This is a genomic window from Dyella sp. PARNA 12/25 (genome assembly GCF_055702865.1).
Map to the genome: position 1 here is coordinate 777,893 of NZ_JBVQCI010000001.1, position 23,234 is coordinate 801,126.

The following is a 23,234-nucleotide window of genomic DNA, read 5'->3' on the forward strand; positions in this document are numbered from 1 at the left end:
GCAACGCGCCATCGCCAAGAGGACTTAAGGCAGTCGCTCGCTTCGTTGGCGGTTAGGGATCGCGCGATGCACTCCACTTCTCCCTCTCCCCTTGGGGGAGAGGGCCGGGGTGAGGGGTCAATCTTGCCTCACCACTACCCAATAATCGCTTTGCTCAGTCCGCCTACTTGGCTTGCGCCGAAGCCTCGCTTTCCTGCCAACCACCACCCAGTGCCTGTATCAACGCCGCCGTATCACTGAGCCGCTCCGCTTGTGCCTGGATACGTGTGATGCGTGCCTGCTCATACGCCTGCTGCGCGTTGATCAGAACCAGCGCGCCCACAAAGCCCAACTGCTGCTGCTTCTGCGTGAGGTCCAGCGTGCGTTGCGCTGCGCGCTCACCGTCATTGGCGGCCGATAGCGCGCGGGCGTCGGTGTCGATGGCGTAAAGCGTATCAGCCACGTTCTGGAAGGCACCAAGCACAACACTTCGATATTGGGCGGCGGATTGCTGTAGCGCAGCTTCTGCAGCCCGCTGCTTGTGCTTGAGGGCACCGAAGTCGAACACGGTCTGGGTAACGCTGCCGGCTAGCGCCCAGAAAATGTTGTCGTCGCTGAACATGCGGGTGAACGAGGTGGAGCTGCCGCCATAGGCGGCGCTCAACGCGAACTGTGGCAAGCGATTGGCCAGCGCTACACCAACCTCGGCACTCGCGGCATGCACGTTCTCTTCGGCGGCGCGCACGTCCGGGCGTTGCTCCACCAGTTGCGACGGCACGCTCAGTGGCAGTGTGGCCGGCAGGGTGAGGTGCTCCAGGTCAAACTCCGGATCGCCGCCTTGGGCGGGCGGTTCACCGCACAGCACGGCCAGCAGGTCGCGATTCTGTTGCAGCTGTTTCTGCAGACCGGGCAATGCCTGCCGTGCTTGTGCCAGTGCAGTTTCCTGAGCGGCGACATCCAGGGCGGAGGCATAACCAAGCCGGGCCTGGTCATGCAGGATGGCCAGTGCGCGTGTCTGCGCGGCGATCACCGCTTCGGTGGCCTCGATCTGTGCACGTAACGAAGCTTCCAGGATGGCCGCATTCACCACGTTGGCCGCCAACGAAAGCCGTGCCGCCTCGAGTTGAAGACGCTGGTTGTTGGCCTGCGCCTGCAACGATTCCACCGTGCGCCGGTTGAGTCCGAAAACGTCGGGTGCATAGCTGATGTTGAGCTGGGCCGTGTGCAACGTGTAGTAGGTGGCGTTTGACGTGAGCGCGGGTGATAGCGTGCCCACGGCGTCGCGCTGGCGGGAAGGGGCATAGCTCACCTGGGCGGAGGGGAAGAAGGTCGCGCGTTGCGCAGCGACGGTCTCCTGCGCCTGCCGCAATGCAGCCCGCGCGGCATCCAGGTCGGGGTTGTGCGCCAGCGCGCGTTGCACGCGGTCGTTCAGCGCATCCGAGCCGAACACCTGCCACCAGGTTTGCGCAATGGCCTGGGAGGACATCAGTTGTTGCGGATGACCTGTGTCGCTCCCCACTGTCGATGGCAGCGGCTGGCGGGTGAATTCGGTCGGTGTCGCCACGTCGGGGCGCTTATAGTCGGGGCCGATGGCACAGCCGCCGCAACAGGCGATGATGGCTGCCAGCAGCGCCGTGCTGCGCCAGGTTTTCAGGAGTCGACTCATGGCGCACCTCCGCTCAGGCGTCGCTGTTTGCGTTTCTGTGTCCACTCCACCACCAGCACCTGCAGGGCCGGGGCTACCACCAGCAGCATCACTGGGCCGATCAACATGCCGCCTACGACCACCGTGGCCAACGGACGCTGCACCTGGCTGCCGATGCCGGTGGAGATCGCCGCTGGCAGCAAACCGATACAGGCCGAGAGTGCGGTCATCAGCATCGGGCGCATGCGTTGCTCTGCTGCCTGGGTCATCGCGTCGATCGGCGAGTGTCCGGCAAAGATCAGATGATTGAAGTAGGTAATGACGAGGATGCCGTTCATCACCGATACGCCGAAAAGCGATACGAAACCAATCGCCGCCGATACGCTGAGATCCAGCCCGGAGAGATAGAGCGCAATGATGCCGCCAGCGATGGAGAACGGAATCGCAGCCAGCGTCAGCAAGCTGTCGCGTAGCGAGTTGAATAACGCAAACAGCAGCGCCAGGATCAAGCCCATCGCAATGGGTAGCACAATGGCCAGTCGCTCTTTGGCCTGCTGCAGGTCGTTGAACTCGCCCGCCCATGCGAGGTGATAACCGGGCGGCAGAGTCACATGTTCTGCAATGCGACGCTGTGCTTCTGCGACGGTGCCACCCAGGTCGCGGCCGCGAACACTGAACTTCACCGGCACGAAGCGCTCGTTGCGCTCGTGATAGATGTACGACGCACCGGTGTCGAGCGAGATCTTGGCCACCTCGCGCAGTGGCACATAGCCGGTATCGCCATTGGGCAGGCTGTAGCCCACCTGGATGTTGCCGATGTCCTCAATGCTGCGCCGGAATTGCTGGGCCAGACGCACCACCAGGTCGAACTGGCGATCGCCCTCCAGGACGGTGCTGGCTGAGGTGCCGCCCGCAGCGGCCTGTACGACAGCATTGATGTCGCCGGTATTGAGTCCGTAGCGAGCCGCTCTCGCTCGGTCGATGGTGATGTTGAGGTTGGGCTGGCCCAGTACATGGAACACGCCAAGATCCTGCACGCCGCGAACCTTCTGCATCTCGCGCATGACCTGGTCGGCAAGGCGTTCGAGTTCAGGCAGCTCGGGGCCCACGATCTTCACCGAGTTGGCCCCCTTCACGCCGGAAAGGCCTTCTTCGATGTTGTCCTGAATGTATTGGGAAAAGTTGAACTCGACACCCGGCATGGCGTCGTCAAACTCATGCTGCAGTTCGGCGACCAGCTTCTCCTTGGTGTGTCCGCGAGGCCAATCGCCTTCCGGCTTCAGTGGCACGAACAGTTCCACGTTGTAGAAGCCTGATGCATCGCTGCCGTCATCCGGGCGGCCGTGCTGTGACACCACGGTGACCACTTCCGGATGCGTGAGCAGGATGCGGCGCAGCTGGTTGACCTGTGCCTCGCCCGCCTCGAGCGAGATGGTCGGTGGCATCGAGGCGCGAATCCACAGATTGCCTTCTTCAAGCGCGGGCAGGAATTCCGTACCCACGCGTGTCAGCAGCAGGCCGGCCAGCAGCAGGAAACCGACGCCAAGGGCGACCGTGGTGCGACGGCGCTCCAGCGCCCAGTGCAGCACGGGTGTGTAGACGCGACGGATCGCGCGTACGAACAGCGTCTCGGTCTCTTTGATGTGCTTCGGCAACAGCAGCGAGGCCAGCACCGGGGAAATGGTGAAGGTGGCGATCAGTGCGCCCGTCAGCGCGTAGGCGTAGGTGCGCGCCATCGGGTTGAAGATCTGGCCTTCCACACCCTGCATGGTGAACAGCGGGATGAACGCTGCCACCGTAATGGCGGAGGAGAACAGCACCGCGCGATCCACCTGCATGGCGCTGATGAACATCAGGCGCAGGCGATCGGTCCAGCCTTGTGTGCCGGAGGCGCGCATATAGGTGCCCAGATCGCTTTGCGCCGCCTCGTGCAGAATCTCCCGCTGCTCTTCCTTGCTCTTCTGGAAGTTGCGGAAGATGTTCTCGATCAGGATCACCGCCGAGTCAACGATGATGCCGAAGTCCACCGCACCAAGCGAAAGCAGGTTGGCCGAATCGCCCATCAGCACCAGGATGATGATGCTGAAGAACAGCGCCACCGGAATGTTGGCACTGACGATGATGGCGCTGCGCAAATCACCCAGGAAAACCCACTGGATCAGGAACACCAGCAGGCAGCCGAAGATCAGGTTGTGCAACACCGTGTGGGTGGTAACCGCTATCAGCGTCGAGCGGTCATAGAAGGGCACCAGCTTGACGCCGGCGGGCAGGGTGCCATCGCTATTGAGCTTGGCGACTTCGTTCTTGACGCGAGCCACGACTTCATTGGTCTGCAACGTGCGGTTCATCACCACGATGCCGGTGACTACATCGTCCTGATTGTCGCGGCCGGCGCGGCCGAGACGTGGCACGGCGCCAATGTTTACCTTGGCCACGTCCTTGACGAGCACGGGCGTGCCATGGGTCTGGCTGAGCACGATGTTGCCGATGTCGTCGACGTTCTTGACCAATCCCACGCCGCGAATATTCACCGACTGCTGACCGATATTGATGGTACGACCGCCCACGTTGCTGTTGGCGTTACCGATGGCGGTGATCAGCTGGGGCAGGGTGATGCCGTAGCCTTGCAGTTTGTTGAGGTCGGCTTCGACCTCGTATTCCTTGGTCGTGCCACCCCAGGTCACCACCTGGGCCACACCGGGCACCGACAGCAAGCGACGCGTGACCACCCAATCCTGCAGCGTGCGCAGCTCGGTCAGGCTCATGCTCTTGGGACCTGTCAGCTGGTAGCGAAAGATTTCGCCAACGAGACTGGAGGCCTGAATCTGCGGTTGTACGTTATTGGGCAGGCTAACGTTCTGCTGCAATGACAGCGCGGCCTGGGTGTAGTCGAAGTAGTAATCGGTGCCGTACTTGAACGTGACGCGCACGAATGACAAGCCGTAGAACGACGTCGAGCGGATGCTTTCCACGCCGGGCGTGGTGGCCAGGCCCACTTCCATCGGGCGCGTATAGCTGCGCTCCATTTCCTCGGCGGACAGGCCCGGTGCCTGGGCCGTGATTTCCAGGATCACCGGAGCCGGGTTGGGATACGCCTCGATGTTGAGCTTGGCATACGCCACCAGACCGGCGATGACAAACGCCCCCAGCGCCATCAGCACGATGGCGCGACGGGTCAGCGCAAATGCGACAAGACCTCTGAACACGATCAATCCTTATGAAATTTTCGAGGCCAGCACGCTTATTGCGCCTGCAGCGCCAATGCATTGCTCAGGAACAGCGCGCCCTCTGCCGCAATGCGCAGATGCGGCGGCAGACCGGACAGCACCGGGTAGTAGCCGTCCTGCAGAGGGCCGACCTCGACTGGATGACGTGTGAAGTGCAGGCCATCAGTGGTGGTGAAGACCACCATGGCGCCTGTTCCTTCACGAACCACGGCATCCACCGGCACGGCGTCACGGCGCGTGGGGGCGGCGGTGAAAATGCTGTAGTTGACCAGCATCTGCGGACGCACGCCGAGAGGCGTGGTGTGCAGCACCGAGCGCAACATCACGCGGCGTGTGGCAGGGTCTGAGCTGCTGCTCACATAGTCGACCGTTGCGGTGATAGGGTGCTGGGGCAGCGCGGGCAGCGAGGCTGTGAGCTTGTCGCCGACATGCACCTGCGGCGCGTCGGACTCGGCGACGTTGGCCACCAGCCACAGGCCGTCTGCATGAGAGATGTTGAAGGGCGCGGGGCTGTTGCCCGGTTGCAGCAGATCGCCCGGTGCAATGGTGCGCGCGGTCACCTGACCGGTGATCGGGCTGGCGATGCGCAGTTCACCATCCACGCGGCGTGTGGCGGCGATGTGGTCGATCTCGGCATCGCTCTTGTCGAAGATATGCAAGGCACGACGTGCCGCCTGATAGTTACCTTCCGCGGTCTGTTGATCGGATACGGCTTGTTCCAGATCGCGCGGCGCATTGGCCTGCACCTGCGCCATGCCCTTGGCACGTTCAAGCGCCGCGGCGGTCTGCACGCGTGCTGCCGCTGCGCTCACCAGGGTAGCCTCAGCCTGTGCGAGGTCAGGGCTGTCCACAGAGAACAGCGCCTGTCCGCGCGCGACGTTATCGCCCGACTTAGCAAACACTTCGCGCACGCGTCCCGCATAAGGGGACGAGACTTGCGCGAGATGATCCTGATCAAAATCGACGTAACCCACGGCCTCGACCAGCGGCGTGAATTCGCGCGTGATCACGTCGGAGACATGAACCTGCTGCGCCTGCTGAGCAGTGATGGTCACGCTTTGCTCATCGACGGGCGCAGTGCGGGCGGGCTTGGGTGCCGCTGCGGGACCGGTGCGAACAAACAGTGCCAACAGCACGGCTGCCAGAATGCAGCCGCCAGCGATGAGTCGTCCTTGATGCTTCTTCATGGGCCAGTGGTGAGTAGGCCCGGCGCGGGGATGGCGCGAGGCGTTGCGGGCAGGGTTCTGGTAACGGGTTCCCCGCGCCAGCCCAGGGCCAGGCAGCCCTTACAGGCACACGGGAAGACCCGGGCACCTTAGTCGCGCACGATCACAGCGGACAGTTACGGTTTGGAAAGATTGGCTGCGGGCAGCTCGATATCGACTTTCAGGCCAGGCGAGGTGTTGGCCAGGGTGAGCCGGCCCCGATGCAATGCCACCACCGCCGACACGATGCTCAGCCCCAAGCCGTTGCCGCGCTGATGGCGGCTGGCATCTATCCGGAAGAAACGCTCGGTGGCCCGCGCAAGCGCAGACTCGGGGATGCCCGGGCCGTTGTCCCGAACACTGATGACGACATGATCTGCCGTTTGCGCGGCGTGGATCTCGACATGCGATCCCGCGCCTGCATATTTGAAGGCGTTGTCCAGCAGGTTGGCCAGCACGCCGGCCAACAGGTGGCGATCGGCCAGCACGCAGGGATCACCTTCCACTGCACAGCGCAATTCGATCGATAGCGGTTCCGCTGCCGGCTGGTAGAGCTCCATCATGTCGTCAAGCAGGCCGCGCAGCGCGAGTGGCTCGAAACTGTCGCGCCGTATGCCGGCTTCGGCTTCGGCGATCTGCAGCAGCTTGTCGAGCACGGCGATCAGACTGTCAATTTCGTCGATGGTGTATTGCGCACCCTGCGTCAATCGGGCCTCGCGCTGGGGGGAGCGCAAGGCCTGTTCCAGTGCGGCACGCATGCGGCCCAACGGCGTGCGCAGGTCGTGGGCGATGGCGTTCGATACCTGCCGTGCGTTGTCCATCAGCCGCTCGATTTCATCGAGCATGTCGTTGATGTCGTGAGCGACCACCGCAAACTCGTCGCGCGAGGTTCCCACCGTCACGCGGCGGTCCAGCTGGCCTGCGGCAATTTCCGTGGTGGTGCGATGGATGGCACGGAGCCTGCGTTGCAGCTGCGAGTGGAACAGCACAGCGCCACCGCCGGCCAGCAGCAAGGCCAGCACGCCACCCAGGCCTAGCGCCACCATTACCCGGTGTTCCAGCTCGCGGACATCGTGCATGTCACGCCCGACCAACAGCACGGTGCCGTCGGTAAAGCGATAAGCAAGCAAGCGGCTGGGCGAGTGGTGACCGAGCCGTTCCACTTCGAGCTGACGCAGGCCGCTGCTCGATACCGCCGCCGCAGGCCATGCGGTGAGGTTGCCGATCAGTTTCTGGCCCTTCGTGTCGAGCAGCAGGTAAATCTCGGTATCGCTGTCCTTGTTGTCCGTCAGCAGGCCGTAGACGTCGTGCACCAAGGCGCCAATGCCGCTCTGCTCCTTCACCTGCACCAGATGACGCGAGGTGCTGCGTAGTTGCTCATCAATATTGCGACGAAGCAAGCCGGCTGTGGCGACATAAAACACAGTGGAAATGAGCGCCACCGAAAGCAGCAGCAACAGGCCGTAGCCTGCGGCCATGCGAAACACCACCGAGTGGCGGAAGTTAGGCATCGGTTTGCGGCTCGTCGTCGATCGCTGCACCAATGGTGAAGCCGACTCCGCGCACCGTGCGGATCAGTGGCTGCGCGCTGCCCTGGTCAATTTTGTTGCGCAGCCGGCTCATCTGCACATCGATGACGTTGGTTTCGGGATCAAAGTGATAGCCCCACACCGCGACCAGCAGCATCTTGCGCGTCACCACTTCGTCCTGATGGCGAATCAGGTATTCCAGCAGCTGGTATTCGCGTGGCTGCAGCAGGATAGGGCGGCCGTTGCGGAACACGCGGCGCGTGCGCGGCTCCAGTGTCAGGTCACCCACCGCCAGCAATTCAGGCTCAACGCGCTGGCCGGCGCGACGGGCCAGTGCCTCGATGCGAGCCAGCATTTCGTCCAGCGCGAACGGCTTGGTGAGGTAGTCGTCGCCGCCGCTGCGCAATCCACGGATGCGTTCGTCCAGGCTGCTCAGCGCGCTGAGCACGAGTACGGGCGTGCGGTCATCGCGCAGGCGCATGGCGGCGAGTATGTCGAGACCATCCACACCACCCGGCAGCATGCGGTCCAGCACCACCAGATCCCACAGCTCGTTGCTGACGCGCGCAAGGCCGCCGGCGCCGTCATGACACACCTCGACCTGATGCCCGGCCTGGCTCAGGCTTTCGCGGATCAGCTCGGCAGTGGGTAGGTCGTCTTCAATCAGCAGGCAGCGCATGGCTCCAATCCGGCTAGTGGCTGAAGGTTGGCGGATGCACTCAACGCTCCGACGCTTCATCATCTGTCTATGGTAGATGAGCGGACGGGGCTCTCATGGATCAATGGTTGGACAAGGCAACACAGGGCGTCGATATGGACAGCCCGGATGCGTTCCTTCACATATTCCTGAACCTGATGGCCTTGGTCCCGTGGGCTGCCATGTTCTGGTGGAGCGTAGCGTTCCTGGTCGTGGGCGCCTTGATCGGCTGGTGGCGTGGGCGTCTGGTGGAGGGCATCGTGTGGGCTGCGGTATTGGGTCCGTTCGGCTGGTTCGTGGTGTTGATGCGCCCACGCCCCAAGCCTAAGGCGGAGCCGCCGCCTTTGCCGAAGCGGAGTTGAGGGTTTCCCAAGCACCCAGAATGGTTTCGTAGTTGCCTCACCGTCATCCCCGCCTTCGCGGGGATGACGGTGAGGGTTATTGAAGTGTGCTCTGGGAAAACCGGGAATGTCTTCCTGAACTCAAGGGCGTGTTCGCGCCGCGGTGTATGATGGAGCCTGAGGTGAATCCCGTGAGCCAGACCGTTACCAGCAAGCCGCATACGCACCACCATCATCACGACGATGCTCAGAGCTTCGTGCGTGCGGTGGAGCATGCCAGCGAGGAACGCGGCCTGCGCCTGACCCCGCTGCGCAAGGAAGTGCTCGAGCTGGTGGCTGCTGCGGGCAAGCCCGTCAAGGCTTACGACCTGCTCGACCAGCTGCGCGAGCGCCACGGCAATGCCGCGCCCCCTACGGTTTACCGGGCGCTGGATTTCCTGCTGGAGCACGGCTTCATCCACAAGCTGGAATCCATCAACGCCTTCGTTTCCTGCCACCACCCGGCAGAGGCACATCAGGTGCCGTTCCTCATTTGTGACAACTGCTCCAGCGCACAAGAAGTGTGTGACGAGCGCGTGGCCGAGCTGATCGAGGCGCAGGCCCGCGCCTTCGGTTTCCGCCCCCAGGCGCAGACGCTGGAAGTGCACGGCCTCTGCAAGAACTGCCGCAAGGTCTGATTCCGGCTCCATTTCATGGGCCCAGGCGGCCCTGAACGGGTGGGTTTGCGTCCGTGACGTTATAATGTAACATGTGGGTCTCCGGGCCACCCCTGGCCCGACTTGCGAAGCGCTCCGCCCCGGATCCGATGGAAGCCCGACAAGAGAACAAGAGCCGTTGGTGGTCCTTGGCCGACCGGTTAGGCGCGACCGCGTCGTTCCTTTGCGCCATCCACTGCGCAGCGCTGCCGTTCGTTTTCGCGCTGTTGCCGCTGCTGGGCCTGGGTTTTCTCGCCGACCACGCGTTCGAGCGCGGTTTCGTGATGTTCGCCTGCACGCTGGCTCTGATCAGCCTGATCAGCGGCTATCGCCATCACCATCGCCCGCTGCCGCTGTTGCTGGCCATGCCGGGCCTTGTCTTGCTGATCGTGGGCGTCACCTTTGCGGAAAGCTACTCGATCGCGTTGCACAGTGCGCTAGTGACATGTGGTGGTTTGCTGGTCGCCACTGCGCATTTCGTCAACCTGCGCACGCATCGCGCACTGCACGTGCACGGGCCTCAGTGTGTCCACTGAAACGGCCGGCATGAGCCGCCGTGATTGTGTAACGGGGCATGCGGTTCCTAGCATTTGCGCTATGAACACGACTCACGCGCATACCCACCATCATCACGACCATGCCCATCATGGTCATGCGCACAGCCACGATCACGACCACGGTCAGATCAGCGGGCGTGAGCGCAAGCTGATTTTCGCTTTCGTGCTCACCACGCTGATGATGGTGGTGGAGGCGGTGGGTGGCTTCTGGTCCGGTTCGTTGGCGCTCGTGGCAGATGCCGGTCACATGCTGATCGACTCGCTGGCGCTGCTGCTCGCAGTAGTGGGCGCTTGGTTTGCCCGACGTCCTGCCGATGCGCGCCGCAGTTACGGTTATGGCCGCCTGGAAGTGCTGGCTGGCTTCGTCAATGCATTGACCCAGTTCGCACTGGTGGGCTTCATCGCCTATGAGGCGATCCTGCGCTTGTTCGAGCCCACCCATATCCTGTCCGGCATGATGCTGGTGGTGGCGGTGGTGGGCCTGCTGGTCAACCTGCTGGTGCTACGCACCCTGCACGGCCACGCACACGATGACGTGAATCTCGCCGGTGCTACCTTGCATGTGCTGGGCGACCTGTTGGGTTCAGTGGCTGCCGTGGTGGCCGCATTGCTGGTGCGCTGGCAGGGCTGGAATTGGGCCGACCCGGTGCTTTCGTTGCTGGTGTCGCTGCTGATTCTGAACAGCGCGTGGCGTCTGCTGCGCCGCTCGGCGCATATCCTGCTGGAAGGCGTGCCGGAAGGCATGAATACCGGCGAGGTGGCCGAGGCGCTGCGGCATGCCGATACCTCGATCCGCGATGTTCACCACCTGCACGTGTGGCAGCTGGCCTCCGGCTCACGCATGGCGACACTGCACGCTGAGCTGTACGACGACAAGAGCAGCTCGGCGGCTATTGTCGCCATCAATCGCCTGCTGGCGGAACGCTTCGGCATTCAGCATGTCACCGTGCAGATCGACTCCGAGCCCTGTCCCGACCATACGCGGGGCTGCGCAGGGCACGGTCCGCGCTGACTATTGCGCTTTGTACGGTCGCTGATACGATGGTCGGCCGTGTTCACCCTAACGAATCAAGGAGTTCCCCCATGGGCAAGGGCGATCGCAAGACCCGTCGTGGCAAGACCTACCGTGGCAGCTATGGCAACAGCCGCGCGCACTCGTTGCAGCCGGCCGTGGCCGGTGCCAAGGCGACCGTGACCAAGCCGGCCGCCGCCAAGAAGGCCGCTCCGAAGAAGAAGTCGGCCTAAGCCGTCATCGCTTCGCACAAAACCCCCGCTTATGCGGGGGTTTTGTTATGTGCGGCCGTCGATATGACAGCTGGCACTGAAAGTCCGCTCGGACGAATGCTCCAATGGCCTGCTACGCAACCTAAGGAGAGGCGGATGAAAGGACAGTTCGGGCAGCGTTTTCTGGTGATCTACGCCGGCGTGCTCACGGCGGCATTCGCGGTCACCGTGCTGAGCGGCTTCGTGGTCAAGCCCAAAAAGTTGCAGCTGGATCAGCTGGATGTTCAGCGCATCAACCTGGTGGAGCCGGACGGCACCTTGCGCATGGTGATTTCCGACAAGGCGAATTTTCCTGGCGCGATTTACAAAGGCAAGGAATACGCACACCCGCGGCCGCAAGCCGGCATGATCTTCTACAACGACGAAGGCACCGAGAACGGTGGCCTGGTTTTCAGTGGCCACAAGGACAAGGACGGCAAGCTCGTCGACAGTGGCGGCAGCCTCACCTTTGATAAGTACGAGCAGGACCAGCTGGTGCAGCTGCTGGGCGCGCACGACAACAGTGGTCACATGGCCGGCTTGATCGTCAGCGATCGCCAGGACCGTTCGCAAGAACTGGACTTTCAAGAGTCCGACAAGCTCAAGGCCATGTCGGAGGAACAGCGCAATGCACTACTGGAACAGCGCGCGAAGGATGGTTATTACGGCGCTACCCGCATTACCGTCGCACGCGGCGACGATGGCGTGGCCAAGATCAGCCTACGCGATGCGCAGGGCCACGCACGCCTGGTCATGGGCGTAGCCGCCGATGGCAGCTCCAGCCTCAAGTTTCTTGATGCCGACGGCAACGTGCTCAACGAGCTGACACCTGCCGCCAAGCGTTAAGCATGCTCAGGCCGTTCCGGCCAAGGCCGGGACGGCTTCATGCCTCAGGCGATACCAGCTCGCCGCCAAGGTAAACGTTGCGCAGCGCATGACTGCCGCCAATCCAATAACAAAGCTCGGCGGGGTCGCGCAGGTTCCACACGGCAAGATCGGCGCGCTGGCCCACCGTCAGCGTTCCGCGATCGGTGAAGCCGAGTGCTCGTGCCGCATGCGCGGTCACGCCGCGCAATGCCTCTTCCGGCGTCAGGCGGAACAGCGTGCACGCCATGCCGGCGGCGAGGCGCAGTGAGAGCAGGGGGGAGGTACCTGGGTTGCAGTCAGTCGCCACAGCCATCGCCACGCCGTGCGCGCGCAAGCTCTGAATGGGCGGAAGCTTGGTTTCGCGCAGCGCATAAAACGCACCGGGCAGCAGTACCGCCACCGTGCCAGCGTTGGCCATCGCGCGAATGCCGCTGTCGCTCAGGTACTCCAGGTGATCGGCGGAAAGGCCGCGATAACTGGCCACCATGGCTGCGCCATCCAGATCAGACAACTGTTCGGCATGCAATTTCACAGGCAGGCCAAGCAGGGTGGCGCGATCGAAGACACGGCGCGTCTCCGCGGGCGTAAATCCAATCGTTTCGCAGAAGGCATCGACGGCATCGACCAGGCCTTCCGCTGCAAGCGTAGGCAACATCTCGTCGCAAACCCGCGCCACATAGGTGTCGCGATCTTCACGATATTCCGGCGGCAGCGCATGCAGCCCCAGGAACGTGGTGCGCACGGTGACGCCCAGTGCCTTGCCCAGGCGACGCGCGACGCGCAGCATGCGTCGCTCGGTTTCGAGATCCAGACCGTAGCCGGACTTGATCTCCAGTGTGGTCACACCATCGGCCAACAATGCGTGCGCGCGCGGCAGTGCCTGTGCGAACAGTTCATCCTCACTGGCTTCACGTGTGGCTTTGACCGTGGAAACAATGCCGCCGCCCGCACGGGCAATCTCTTCATAGCTTGCGCCGTTGAGGCGCATGTCGAACTCATGCGCGCGATTGCCGCCGAACACCAGATGCGTGTGGCAGTCGATCAGTCCCGGTGTCACCAGTGCGCCATTGAGATGCTCGACGCGCGTTGCCAGTTTTACTGCATCGCCGGGGAGATCCTCTCGACGTCCGACCCAGGCGATGCGGCCCTCACGCAGCGCTATGGCGCCATGGGCAATCAGTCCGTAGGGAGCGTCGCCCGCAAAGGTTGCAAGCGTTGCGTCGAGTAGCAGGTGGTCCCAGTGAGTCGTCATGGCGTAGGGCGGTCGTGTGGTGGTGTGTCGTCGTGGCGATCGTGTCGCGGCGGTACCGGTGTGGAGGGTTCTTCCACCATCACCGGGTGATCGTGCATCGCATCGACGGGGTGATCAGTCGCGTCGACATCGTCGCTTTCCTCGGTGGCCCGGCGTGCCAGTTCGTGCTCGTAACTTTCGATGAGTTTGTCGGCCAGAGCGCGATACACGGGTTTGTGCGAGAACAGCGACGAGGCAGCACGCGCAATCAGGCAGGTGGCCATGATGGGTAGCACCATCTGTTGATTGGCCGTGAGCTCCATGGAAATCACGGTGGCCGTCAGTGGCGCTTGTGTCACGCCTGAGAGATAAGCGGCCATACCCAGCAACGCCACGGCCGAAGGGTCGACGTTGGGCAGCATCATGCTCAGGTTATGGCCCAGGCCCGCACCCACCGCCAGCGCTGGCGAAAAAATGCCGCCGGGAATCCCTGCCCAGTACGACGCGATATTGCCCAAGAACTTCAGCGCGCCGAAGTTCATTGCCGTATCTGCGTGATTGTCGAGAATATCCTTGGCCTGCGCGTAACCCGTGCCGTAAATGCCGGAAGGGGTGAGTTGGCTCAGCAGCACCAAGGCGAGACCGCAGGCGGCTGCAAACACAACGGGCTGGCGTGTACGCAGGCGACCGACCAGGCCGCGGAATCCATGGTCACTCGGTTGGATCAGGCGTGCGAACACGCCGCCGGCCAAACCGCAGGTGATGCCCGTGGCCAGCACAGCCCACCATGCCTTGCCGAGTGGCAGGCCGATATCGAAGTGACCGAAGTACGAGTAGTTGCCCAGAATGCCCAGCGACACCACACCGGCAATGATCACAGCGGTGAGCAACGTGCCACTCATGCGGTGTTCGAATGCGCCGCTCATTTCCTCGATGGCGAACACCACGCCCGCCAGCGGCGTATTGAACGCAGCCGCGAGACCCGCAGCGGAGCCGGCCAGAATGAAGCGACCGGCTGCGGCGGGCTCGGCAAAGCCGAAGCGTCGGCCGAGTGAATAGAGCAGGCCCGCGCCCACATGCACTGTGGGGCCTTCGCGCCCGACCGACGCGCCACCCAGCAGGGCCGCAAGCGTCAATGCCATCTTGCCGATGGCCACGCGTAGCGACAGCAGGCCCCTGCGAAAGTCCTCGTCTTCCACCTTCAGTGCGGCGATGGCTTGAGGAATGCCCGAGCCACGCGTGGGCTTGAGCACACCCTGGGTAAGCCAGGCCAGCACCGCAAACGTCAGTGGCGTGATCAGGAACGGCCAGTAGCGGTTGTGCGAGACCACGCCACGAAACACCCCATAAGCCCAGTCGGCAGCTTGTGCAAAGCCCACCGCCGCCAGACCCACCAGCACGGCACCGCTCCAGAACAACACGCGTCGCCGCCATTCCACGGGTGAAAACAACTCGGAGTCGGTCAGACGCTGCATGCGCCCCGGTGCCTTGGGGCGGGCGTCGTCGCCGCTGTCGCTCACGGTTGCTTCTCCGACTTGCGGGTCCAGCGCGTTTCGTAGAGATCGAAACGACGGTCCTTGAGATTTTGTACCGCGCCGGCGTTACGTGCGCGGGCCAGGCTTTCCAGGTGCAGGTCGGCAAACAGCACGGTTTCGATATTGGGCGTGGAATCCGCCGCAATGCCGTCACGCGCAAACGGGAAATCGCTCGGCGTAAGAATGCAGCTCTGGCCGTACTGGATGTCGAAGTTGTTCACGCCGGGCAGGTTGCCCACGTTGCCCGACAGCACCACGTAGCACTGGTTTTCGATGGCGCGAGCTTGCGAGCAGTAGCGTACGCGCAGGTAACCCTCGCGCACGTCGGTGCAGAACGGCACAAACAGAATAAGCGCGCCCTGGTCAGTGAGGTGACGTGCGACTTCGGGAAACTCCGAGTCGTAGCAGATCATCACGCCGATGGGGCCGCAGTCGGTCTGGATAGTGGCCGCGGTGTCGCCGCCGCTGACATTCCACACCGTGCGTTCGCTTGGCGTGGGGTGAATCTTTTCCTGCTCATGGATGGAGCCATCGCGCAGGCAGACGTAGCAGACGTTGTGAATGTCGCCATTCGCCTGCTCGGTGGGGTGGGAGCCGCCGATGATGTTGATGTTGTAGTGCACCGCCAGACGGCTGAAGAGCTCCTTCACCTGCGGCGTGTACTGACTGAGCTTGCGAATCGAATCGACCGGTGACAATTCCTCGTTTTCGATCGACAGCAGTTGCAGCGTGATCAGTTCGGGGAACGTCACGAAGTCCGCGTTGTAGTCGGCCGCGATATCGGTGAAGTACTCGACCTGAGTGGCGAACTCGTCGAACGAGCGGATGCGGCGCTGCTGGTACTGCACCGTTGCCACACGCACCAGATCCGGCAGGCGCTGGGTGGAGGGAATCGAAGGAATATCCGGCTGGTTGAGCAGCTGCGGATTGCGCCACACCAGATGCGCTGCATAACCCAGCGAGTCATAGTCCGAAGGCACGTAACCGCGCAGCAGGCCGATGACTTCGAAATCGTTGCTCAGCTGGAAGCTCAGCGTGGGATCGCGGCGCCGACCTTCCACCACGGCCTGAACATAAGCGTCAGCGCTGCCGTAGCGGTGAATACTGCGTGCAAGGCCGGGTATGCGTCCGCCGAACACGATGCCGCGCAACTTGAGATCGGTGCACACGCGCTTGCGCGCCTGATACAGCCGCTGGCCGATGCGCATGTTGCGGTAATCGGGGTGTACCACCACTTCCATGCCATACAGCCAATTGCCGTCGCGGCGATGGCGCGAACCCATGCCGCCGCCGGTGATCTGCATCCAGGTATGCGGCGCCAGTGCCGTCGCCTCGTCGATGCGGAAGGTGGCGCAGTAACCCACGATCTTCCCTTCGTACTCGACCACAAACTGGCCTTCGGGGAAGTGGGTCTGCTGGGAACGCAGCATTTCGGCCGAATGTCCCCACTCGGGCGTATAGACGCGCCCCGTGAGTTCGACCAGTGCGGGCACATCGGCCGGCTTGGCCTGGCGCACCAGCAGTTTCGGGGTGTGTTCCTGGTTTTTCTTGGCCATCGACACATTATGCCGCAGCAAGCGGAGAGGCCATAAACGGCCTGTAAACGAAGGGGTGTATGGAGAGGTTACACTCCGCCTTCGTCCCCAAGGAGCCAGCCATGGCCGCCGTTATCCCGACCCGTTACACCGCCGATCGCCTGTGGACGCCGCATGGCTGGACGCGTGACGCTGGCGTGCAGATGGATGATCGTGGGCAGGTGGCCGGGCTGACCTCGGGCGAGGGGGAGCGGCTGGGGCACTGGGTGCTGCCGGGCATGCCGAACCTGCACTCGCACGCCTTCCAGCGCGCCATGGCGGGGTTGGCCGAGCGCAAGGGCAAGAGCGACGACAGCTTCTGGACCTGGCGTGAAACCATGTATGCGTTCGCTGCCACGGTCGGTCCGGAAGAATTGCAGGCGATTGCCGCGCAGCTCTACATGGAGATGCTCAAGAGTGGCTACACGCATGTGTGCGAGTTCCACTATCTGCATCACCAGCCGGACGGCAAACCGTATGCACAACCCGAAGCGATGTCGCTGGCGCTGATCGAGGCGGCACGTGAAACTGGCATCAATCTCACGCTGCTGCCCGTGCTCTACATGACCGGTGGCTTCGATGGTCGACCGCTGGCTCCGCGTCAATGCCGTTTCGGTCATGACGTGCCTACGTATCTGCGCCTGCTTGAATCGCTGCGTGCGCACGAGAACGACAAGCTGCGCGTCGGCATCGCGCTGCACTCGCTGCGCGCGGTGCCGCCGGAAGCGATGCGCCTCGTGCTTGCCGACGATGCGAGTCGCGATTGCCCGGTTCACATCCATATCGCCGAGCAGATTGGTGAAGTGCAGGATTGCCTGGCCACGCGCGGTGCGCGACCGGTTGAATGGCTGTTCGAGCATGCTGAGGTCAATGCGCGTTGGACGCTGGTGCATGCCACGCATTTGAGCGCGCATGAAACCTCGATGCTGGCGCGCAGCGGTGCTGTCGCCGGTTTGTGCCCGACCACCGAAGCGAACCTCGGCGACGGCTTGTTCCCGCTTGCCGATTACCTGGATGCGCACGGCACGCTGGGCATTGGTTCGGATTCGCATATTTCGGTATCGCCGGTGGAAGAACTGCGCTGGCTCGAATACGGACAGCGCCTGTCGACGCGTCATCGCAATATTGCCGCGCGTCATCAAGGTGACAGCGTGGGTGAAACGCTGTGGCCTGCGGCGCTTCGCGGCGGCGCGTTGGCATCCGGTATGCCGATTGGCGAACTGCGTGTCGGCGCACGCGGCGATTTGCTGGTGCTGGATGAGCGTGCGCCGTTGCTTGCTGCACGCGACGAAAGCTCGCTGATCGACAGCTTCCTGTTTGCCGGCAACGTGCCGCTGGTGCGCGACGTGATGGTGGGTGGGCAGTGGGTGGTCCGCGGCTTTGCCCACCACGATGAAGATCGCATTGCCGCCCGTTATCGAACCGTCATGGAGCGACTGGCGCGGCACTGACGCGCAAGCTTCAAGTCAGCATGAACGGCAGCCATCGGCATTCGCGTGCTGGCGTCATCTCGCGCATGGCCTAGGCGTTTTCCGATGCAAACACCCTCACCAAGGAGAGCGTTATGCGTCGACTCATGCTGATCGGTCTTGGTCTCGCGGTCATGGTCACCGCGAGCCTTTCGCTCACCGGATGCGTGGTTGTTGCGCCACGGCCGCACTACGTCGCGCGGGTGTGGGTGCCTGGCTATTGGGCGCCGGCTGGCGTGTATGTCTCGGGACACTGGCGCGCGTAATGTGACAGTAGGGAGTCCCGCTAACCCTGCTTTTGCTCGTCATTCCCGCGAAGGCGGGGATCCAGGGCCTTCCAGGCGTTAAACGCAAAGGCACTGGATCCCCGCCTTCGCGGGGATGACGAGTGATGAGGACCTCTACAGGGGATACACCGAGCGCGTCGTCTCGATGTGCTTTCGCACGTGCTCGATGAAAACACGCAACTTCGGCGGCACCTGCATGCGGCTGGGATAGTAGAGATAGAAACCGTCGAATGGCGGCAGCCAGTCGTCGAGCACGGTTTCCAGTTGGCCTTTAGCAACGGCGGCGTGCACTGAAGGCCGCATCATGTGTGTCAGGGCCAGGCCGTCGAGTGCGGCACGGATGGCTACGGCAGGTTCGTTGGTGGTGATCGGTCCATTCACATCGATCTCGAACCATTGCCCTTTCGAAGGCCCGGCGGGGTGGGCGAACTCCCATCGGTAGATGGCGTGGCTGCTGAAGCGAAAGCGCACGCAGTGGTGCGATGCCAGATCGCGCGGATGCTGTGGCCGCCCATGCGTAGCGAAGTACGCAGGGGAGCCCACCACTACGGCACGCTGAGGGCCGCCCAGCGGTATCGCCACCATGTCGCGAGCGAGTCGTTCGCCCAGGCGGATGCCAGCGTCGAAACCCTCGGCGATGAGGTCCGTCAGCCGGTTCTCCACCTGGATATCCAGTTTTAGCTCGGGCCACGCGCGCATGAAGGGCGCCATGATGGGCGCGATCAAATGGTCCAGCACCAATTGCGGTACGGCGATGCGTAGCGTGCCGGCCGGCCGGTCGCCATGCTGGCGCAGAGTGTCGATGGCGTCGTCGATTTCGCTGAGCGCGGGGGCTATGCGTTCCAGAAACGCCTGGCCGGCTTCGGTGAGGCCGACCCGGCGGGTGGTCCGATGCAGCAACCGTACGCCTACGTGGTTTTCCAGCTGGCGCAGGGTCTGGCTCAGGGCCGAAGGGGTGACCTCCATCTCCATCGCGGCACGGGTAAAGCTCCCGTGATGGGCGATCAGCCGGAAAGCACGCAAGGCGATGGCGTGGTCGGTAGCCATTAATTAGTTTTTCTTAATAAAGCATGCACAAGATCCGGGTTTTTCCGGGTAATGGCAAGGTGCAGACTGCATGGGTCCCCCTCACACCCATCAGCAAAGGGAGTTCGCCATGTCGCTTGACGCTTACTACACCCTCGGTCGTTCCGGTCTGCGCGTAACCCGCCTCGCCCTGGGCACCATGACCTTCGGGGAAAGCTGGGGCTGGGGCGCCGCCGAGGAGACGGCTCGCGCCATGTTCGACCGCTATCTGGCGGCGGGTGGCAATTTCATCGATACCGCTGACCTGTATACCGAAGGCGCGAGCGAGGAGCTGCTGGGCCGTTTCATCGCGGAAACCGGCACCCGCGATCGCGTGGTGGTGTCGACCAAGTTCAGCTACAACGCCCAGCCGGGCAACCCCAACGCAGGCGGCAATGGCCGCAAGAACATCCTGCGCGCCGTCGAGGGTTCGCTGTGCCGACTGCGTACGGACTACATCGATCTCTACCTGCTACACACCTGGGATCGCCTGACGCCCGCCGAAGAAGTGGTGCGCACGCTCGACGACCTGGTGCGCGCCGGCAAGATCCGTTACGCCGGTTTGTCCGACGTGCCGGCTTGGTACGCCTCACGCGCCCAGACTTACGCTGAAGCGCACGCGCTGACGCCGCTGGTCAACATGCAGCTGGAGTACTCGCTGATCGAACGCCACATCGAACACGAATTCGTGCCGATGGCGGGCGAGTTGGGTATGGGCATCACCGCATGGAGCCCGATGGGCATGGGCCTGTTGTCGGGCAAGTACAAACCCAGCGAGGCAGGCGGAGCGGGCGAGGGACGGCTGGCCAAGGTCTCCGGTGTGCCTGGCTTCGATCGCTTCACCGAACGCAACTGGGCGATTGTCGCGACGCTGGAAGACGTCGCCAGGAAACTCAGCAAGCCGATGGCGCAGGTGGCGCTCAACTGGGTGGCCACGCAGCCCGGCATCGCTTCCGTCATCGTGGGTGCGACCAAGCTGGCTCAGCTGGATGACAACCTGTCGGCGTTGTCGTTTGAGATTCCCGCTGAGTTGCGCGCACGGCTGAATGCGGTCAGCGCGCTGGAAGCCACCTTCCCGTACTGGTTCTTTGGCGACGTGCAGCAGTCCCGCCTGCACGGTGGCGTCAGCGTGGGTAGCAAGCCGGCCAGCTATGCACCGCCGGTGTATGTGCCGGCGCAGGCAGCGGGTGCCCTCGCGGCAGACTGATCCAATCACCAAAAAAAATCGGCGCCAGCATGCAGGCTGGCGCCGAAGTTTATTTGGCGCATCAAGTGCGCCTTTTGTCGTTGTTACGCCGTTCCAATTACTGGGCCGTGGACGAACCCGACACCGGGTGCGTGGCCTTGTACTGCTGCCACTGCTGCTGGCGGGCAAGACGCTCCGCCTTGAGCGAGGCCAGCTGCGACTGCTGCGCCGGGGTCAACAGCGCATAGATCTGCGCGTTGATGGCCGCACGCTGCTGCACACGAGCCTGCGCGGCGGCGCCTTCAGCCTGGGCCAGGGCGGCCGCCGCGGTCTGGTAGCCCGAAGCGTTCGGGGCCATCTGCTCGAAGGCTTCGCGCTGCTGGCGCAGCGTCTGGCGCTGGGTCTTGGTCTGTGCGAAGGCGTTCTGCACGATCTGCTTGATGTTGGCCTTCTGTGCGTCGGTCAGGTTCAGCTTGCTGTACATGGCAAACGCGCCGCCGTGGCCGTGGCCATGGCCGTGACCCTGCCAGCCGCCGTCCTGCGCGGAGGCGATGGCGAACGGGGCGAGGGCGACAGCAGAGGCCAGTGCCAGGGCGAGAGCAACTTTCTTGCGCATGGGGAAGTACCTTTGTCGTTGAATTGAACTTGCAGGGCGACCACGGGGGTGAATCGCTTGGTGTCCATTTGACGACAGCGCTATGTGTATGTTCTTTGCGGGAAGGTAAAGAACGGTAAAGCTGGTGGAGCAAGATCCTTCGCCGCCTTTGTAATGGTCGCCAGGCAAGCGAGACTTCCTACCTGATATGTCCAGAATCCTCATCGTAGACGACGACCGCGCACTGGCCGCGCTGCTGGCCGAGTACCTGCAACGCGAAGGCTTTGTGGTGGATGTGGCCCATGACAGCGAAAGCGGTCTGGCCCAGTTGCACAACCAGTCCACGCGGCCAGACCTGCTGATCCTCGACGTAATGATGCCGGGGCGAGACGGGCTGGATACCCTGCGCGAGTTGCGCCTCAAGCATCGCCTGCCAGTGATCATGCTCTCCGCCAAGGGTGAACCGGTGGACCGGGTGATCGGGCTGGAGCTGGGCGCGGACGACTACCTGACCAAACCCTGCCTGCCGCGTGAGTTGCTGGCGCGCGTGCGGGCGCAGCTGCGACGCAATGCGCCGGCCACCGCAAGTACCTTGCAGATTGGCGCGTTGCGCCTGGAGCCCGGCGAGCGGCGGGCGTATATCGAAGAACAAGAGCTCTCCCTGACCGGGGCCGAGTTCCAGCTGCTGCTGGCCCTGGCGCAACGCGCGGGCGAACTGGTGGACAAGGCCACTCTGACGCGCATGGCGCTGGGGCGCGAACTTGAGCGTTTCGACCGCAGCATCGACGTGCATGTGAGCCGCCTGCGTCACAAGCTGTCGGAAGCATCGGCGCAGGCGCCGCGTATCGAATCGGTGCGTGGCGCCGGCTATAGCCTGGTCGCGGGGGCCGCGTGAGTCCGTTCAAGAGTTCGCTCTACTGGCGCCTGCTGATCAGCTTTTGCGCGGCGAATCTGTTGGCGCTGGTGTTTGGCGGCTTTCTCACGCAGCGCTTCATCGAATACAGCACGGCGGTGGAGATCAACTGGTCTGCGTTGGGGCAGAGCGCTGATCAGGCCTTTCAAAGTGGCGGTGCTTCTGCGCTTGCTGCATGGTCGGTGCAACAGCGGCGCGAGGAAGGTATCGAGGCCACCCTGTTCGAAGACGGGCAGCCCTTGGTGCCGATTCGCTTGCCGTCTTCGGTGCAGAATTCGCTGCAAACGTGGCTGGGCGAAAAGCGCGACATGGTGCTGCAGCCCTGGCCGAACCTCTATCTCGCCATCCAGCGAGTGCAAGGTGAGGATGGCCACACTCGCCAGTTGGTGGCGTTGAGTCGTACGCATTCGCGCATTCGTCCGCGCACGCGCCAGTCCATCTTCCTGTTGGTCCAGGGCGTGCTGTCACTGCTGTTCATTGGGCTAGTGGGTTGGTGGGTGGCGCGCGGCGTGGCAAAGCCCGTGGAGGCTATCCGCACAGCAACTCGTCGCATGGCGGCGGGTCAGCTTTCGGCCCGCGTCGAAGGCCAACAACGGCGCGCGCACGACGAGCTGACGCACCTGGCGCAAGACTTCGACACCATGGCCGAGCGCATCGAAGCGCTGGTGGCACACGATCGCAGCGTGCTGCAGGATCTGTCGCATGAGTTGCGCTCGCCGCTGGCGCGCCTGCATTTGATTCTTGACCTGGCACGTCGCAGTCGCGATCCGCAGGAGGCTGCGCGCTACTTCCAGCAGGCCGAAGAGGAAATCAGCCGGTTGGACCACATGACGGGCGAAATGCTGGCGCTTTCGCGTCTGGAAGGCGGCATCCCTGGTGGACATCGCGAGCCGGTTGACGTCACGGCGTTGCTGGCCGAATGCGTGCGACGCTCTGGGTTGGAAGCCGAAGCGCGGGAGATCACCCTCAGCCTGAGCACCGAAGGCGTTGCTATCGTGTCAGGCAATGAGCTGTTGTTGGAACGTGCATTCGACAACCTGCTCGCCAATGCCATCAAGTTCAGCCCGCTGGGTGGGCTCGTTGAGCTGGCGGTGCAGGGTAAAGCTACAACGGTTGAGGTTACCGTTCGCGATCATGGTCCCGGTGTGCCATCGGCAGAGTTGGATTCGCTGTTCCGTCCGTTGTTTCGTGGCAGCAATGCGTCACGTGCGGTGGGGCATGGCTTGGGCCTCGCCATTGTGCAGCGGGTGGTGCGTGCGCATGGGGGCGATATTGAGGCGAGCAATGCGGATGGTGGTGGGCTTGAGGTGAGGCTGCAGTTGCCGTTGGTCGCCGAAGGCCCTATTCCTTCATAGGGGACTTCGAGATTGCCGT

General features: G+C 63.1%; 21 protein-coding genes. 11 read left to right on the forward strand and 10 right to left on the reverse strand.

Annotated features, from left to right (window positions below; translation table 11 throughout):
• Nucleotides 1–163: 163 nt before the first annotated feature.
• From AC0GUR_RS03750 to AC0GUR_RS03770, 5 genes are all read right to left on the reverse strand, one after another.
• The gene (locus tag AC0GUR_RS03750; RefSeq protein ID WP_472876128.1) at nucleotides 164–1,645 is read right to left on the reverse strand and encodes an efflux transporter outer membrane subunit; all 1,482 of its coding nucleotides are present in this window, start codon (nucleotides 1,643–1,645) and stop codon (nucleotides 164–166) included.
• Nucleotides 1,642–4,830, reverse strand: a complete 3,189-nt coding sequence (locus tag AC0GUR_RS03755) for an efflux RND transporter permease subunit (protein WP_472876129.1) — start codon at nucleotides 4,828–4,830, stop codon at nucleotides 1,642–1,644. The genes AC0GUR_RS03750 and AC0GUR_RS03755 overlap by 4 nt, the downstream gene beginning before the upstream one ends.
• Nucleotides 4,831–4,865: 35 nt before the next feature.
• A complete protein-coding gene (locus tag AC0GUR_RS03760) occupies nucleotides 4,866–6,038 on the reverse strand; it encodes an efflux RND transporter periplasmic adaptor subunit (protein WP_472876130.1) in 1,173 nt (390 codons plus the stop codon).
• Nucleotides 6,039–6,193: 155 nt separating this feature from the next.
• Nucleotides 6,194–7,567, reverse strand: a complete 1,374-nt coding sequence (locus tag AC0GUR_RS03765; RefSeq protein WP_472876131.1) for a sensor histidine kinase — start codon at nucleotides 7,565–7,567, stop codon at nucleotides 6,194–6,196.
• Nucleotides 7,560–8,264, reverse strand: coding sequence for a response regulator transcription factor (locus tag AC0GUR_RS03770; RefSeq protein WP_472876132.1), 705 nt, complete (start codon nucleotides 8,262–8,264; stop codon nucleotides 7,560–7,562). Before AC0GUR_RS03770 ends, AC0GUR_RS03765 begins: the two co-directional genes overlap by 8 nt.
• A gap of 95 nt (nucleotides 8,265–8,359) precedes the next feature.
• Between AC0GUR_RS03770 and AC0GUR_RS03775 the strand changes: the two genes are divergently transcribed.
• From AC0GUR_RS03775 to AC0GUR_RS03800, 6 genes are all read left to right on the forward strand, one after another.
• The gene (locus AC0GUR_RS03775) at nucleotides 8,360–8,644 is read left to right on the forward strand and encodes a hypothetical protein (RefSeq protein WP_472876133.1); all 285 of its coding nucleotides are present in this window, start codon (nucleotides 8,360–8,362) and stop codon (nucleotides 8,642–8,644) included.
• Nucleotides 8,645–8,790: 146 nt separating this feature from the next.
• The gene (locus tag AC0GUR_RS03780; protein ID WP_472876134.1) at nucleotides 8,791–9,300 is read left to right on the forward strand and encodes a transcriptional repressor; all 510 of its coding nucleotides are present in this window, start codon (nucleotides 8,791–8,793) and stop codon (nucleotides 9,298–9,300) included.
• Between the two features lie 128 nt (nucleotides 9,301–9,428).
• Nucleotides 9,429–9,854, forward strand: coding sequence for a MerC domain-containing protein (locus AC0GUR_RS03785; protein WP_472876135.1), 426 nt, complete (start codon nucleotides 9,429–9,431; stop codon nucleotides 9,852–9,854).
• Between the two features lie 61 nt (nucleotides 9,855–9,915).
• Nucleotides 9,916–10,887, forward strand: a complete 972-nt coding sequence (locus AC0GUR_RS03790) for a cation diffusion facilitator family transporter (protein ID WP_472876136.1) — start codon at nucleotides 9,916–9,918, stop codon at nucleotides 10,885–10,887.
• A gap of 71 nt (nucleotides 10,888–10,958) precedes the next feature.
• Nucleotides 10,959–11,120 (forward strand): 30S ribosomal protein THX, encoded by a 162-nt coding sequence (locus AC0GUR_RS03795; RefSeq protein WP_201316151.1) that lies wholly within the window; start codon nucleotides 10,959–10,961, stop codon nucleotides 11,118–11,120.
• Between the two features lie 135 nt (nucleotides 11,121–11,255).
• Nucleotides 11,256–11,984 carry a hypothetical protein gene (locus AC0GUR_RS03800; protein WP_472876137.1) on the forward strand — a complete coding sequence of 243 codons (729 nt, stop codon included), beginning with the start codon at nucleotides 11,256–11,258 and terminating at the stop codon, nucleotides 11,982–11,984.
• 37 nt (nucleotides 11,985–12,021) lie between these two features.
• Here AC0GUR_RS03800 and hutI read toward each other — a convergent pair whose 3' ends face one another.
• The 3 genes from hutI to AC0GUR_RS03815 are packed head-to-tail and all read right to left on the reverse strand — an operon-like array spanning nucleotide 12,022 to nucleotide 16,327.
• Entirely contained in the window at nucleotides 12,022–13,257 is a 1,236-nt protein-coding gene (gene hutI / locus AC0GUR_RS03805; RefSeq protein ID WP_472876138.1) for an imidazolonepropionase, read from the reverse strand.
• Nucleotides 13,254–14,711: a chloride channel protein gene (locus AC0GUR_RS03810; RefSeq protein ID WP_472876285.1), complete on the reverse strand. Its 1,458-nt coding sequence runs from the start codon at nucleotides 14,709–14,711 to the stop codon at nucleotides 13,254–13,256. The genes hutI and AC0GUR_RS03810 overlap by 4 nt, the downstream gene beginning before the upstream one ends.
• 41 nt (nucleotides 14,712–14,752) lie before the next feature.
• The gene (locus AC0GUR_RS03815) at nucleotides 14,753–16,327 is read right to left on the reverse strand and encodes a GNAT family N-acetyltransferase (RefSeq protein WP_472876139.1); all 1,575 of its coding nucleotides are present in this window, start codon (nucleotides 16,325–16,327) and stop codon (nucleotides 14,753–14,755) included.
• Nucleotides 16,328–16,428: 101 nt separating this feature from the next.
• On the opposite strand from AC0GUR_RS03815, the gene AC0GUR_RS03820 reads away from it, so the two are divergent.
• On the forward strand, nucleotides 16,429–17,796 hold the full coding sequence (locus AC0GUR_RS03820; protein ID WP_472876140.1) for a formimidoylglutamate deiminase: 1,368 nt from the start codon (nucleotides 16,429–16,431) through the stop codon (nucleotides 17,794–17,796).
• A gap of 113 nt (nucleotides 17,797–17,909) precedes the next feature.
• Nucleotides 17,910–18,080, forward strand: coding sequence for a hypothetical protein (locus AC0GUR_RS03825; protein ID WP_472876141.1), 171 nt, complete (start codon nucleotides 17,910–17,912; stop codon nucleotides 18,078–18,080).
• Nucleotides 18,081–18,215: 135 nt separating this feature from the next.
• Here the strand turns inward: AC0GUR_RS03825 and AC0GUR_RS03830 are convergent, their stop codons facing one another.
• Nucleotides 18,216–19,148 carry a LysR family transcriptional regulator gene (locus AC0GUR_RS03830; protein WP_472876142.1) on the reverse strand — a complete coding sequence of 311 codons (933 nt, stop codon included), beginning with the start codon at nucleotides 19,146–19,148 and terminating at the stop codon, nucleotides 18,216–18,218.
• 109 nt (nucleotides 19,149–19,257) lie between these two features.
• Here AC0GUR_RS03830 and AC0GUR_RS03835 point away from each other — a divergent pair, with 109 nt between their 5' ends.
• Nucleotides 19,258–20,373 (forward strand): aldo/keto reductase, encoded by a 1,116-nt coding sequence (locus AC0GUR_RS03835; RefSeq protein ID WP_472876143.1) that lies wholly within the window; start codon nucleotides 19,258–19,260, stop codon nucleotides 20,371–20,373.
• Nucleotides 20,374–20,470: 97 nt separating this feature from the next.
• Here the strand turns inward: AC0GUR_RS03835 and AC0GUR_RS03840 are convergent, their stop codons facing one another.
• Complete coding sequence (locus AC0GUR_RS03840) at nucleotides 20,471–20,968, reverse strand: Spy/CpxP family protein refolding chaperone (RefSeq protein WP_472876144.1); 498 nt, start codon at nucleotides 20,966–20,968, stop codon at nucleotides 20,471–20,473.
• A gap of 187 nt (nucleotides 20,969–21,155) precedes the next feature.
• Here AC0GUR_RS03840 and AC0GUR_RS03845 point away from each other — a divergent pair, with 187 nt between their 5' ends.
• The gene (locus AC0GUR_RS03845; RefSeq protein ID WP_472876145.1) at nucleotides 21,156–21,842 is read left to right on the forward strand and encodes a response regulator; all 687 of its coding nucleotides are present in this window, start codon (nucleotides 21,156–21,158) and stop codon (nucleotides 21,840–21,842) included.
• Nucleotides 21,839–23,215 carry a sensor histidine kinase gene (locus AC0GUR_RS03850; protein WP_472876146.1) on the forward strand — a complete coding sequence of 459 codons (1,377 nt, stop codon included), beginning with the start codon at nucleotides 21,839–21,841 and terminating at the stop codon, nucleotides 23,213–23,215. Before AC0GUR_RS03845 ends, AC0GUR_RS03850 begins: the two co-directional genes overlap by 4 nt.
• Nucleotides 23,216–23,234: the final 19 nt, after the last annotated feature.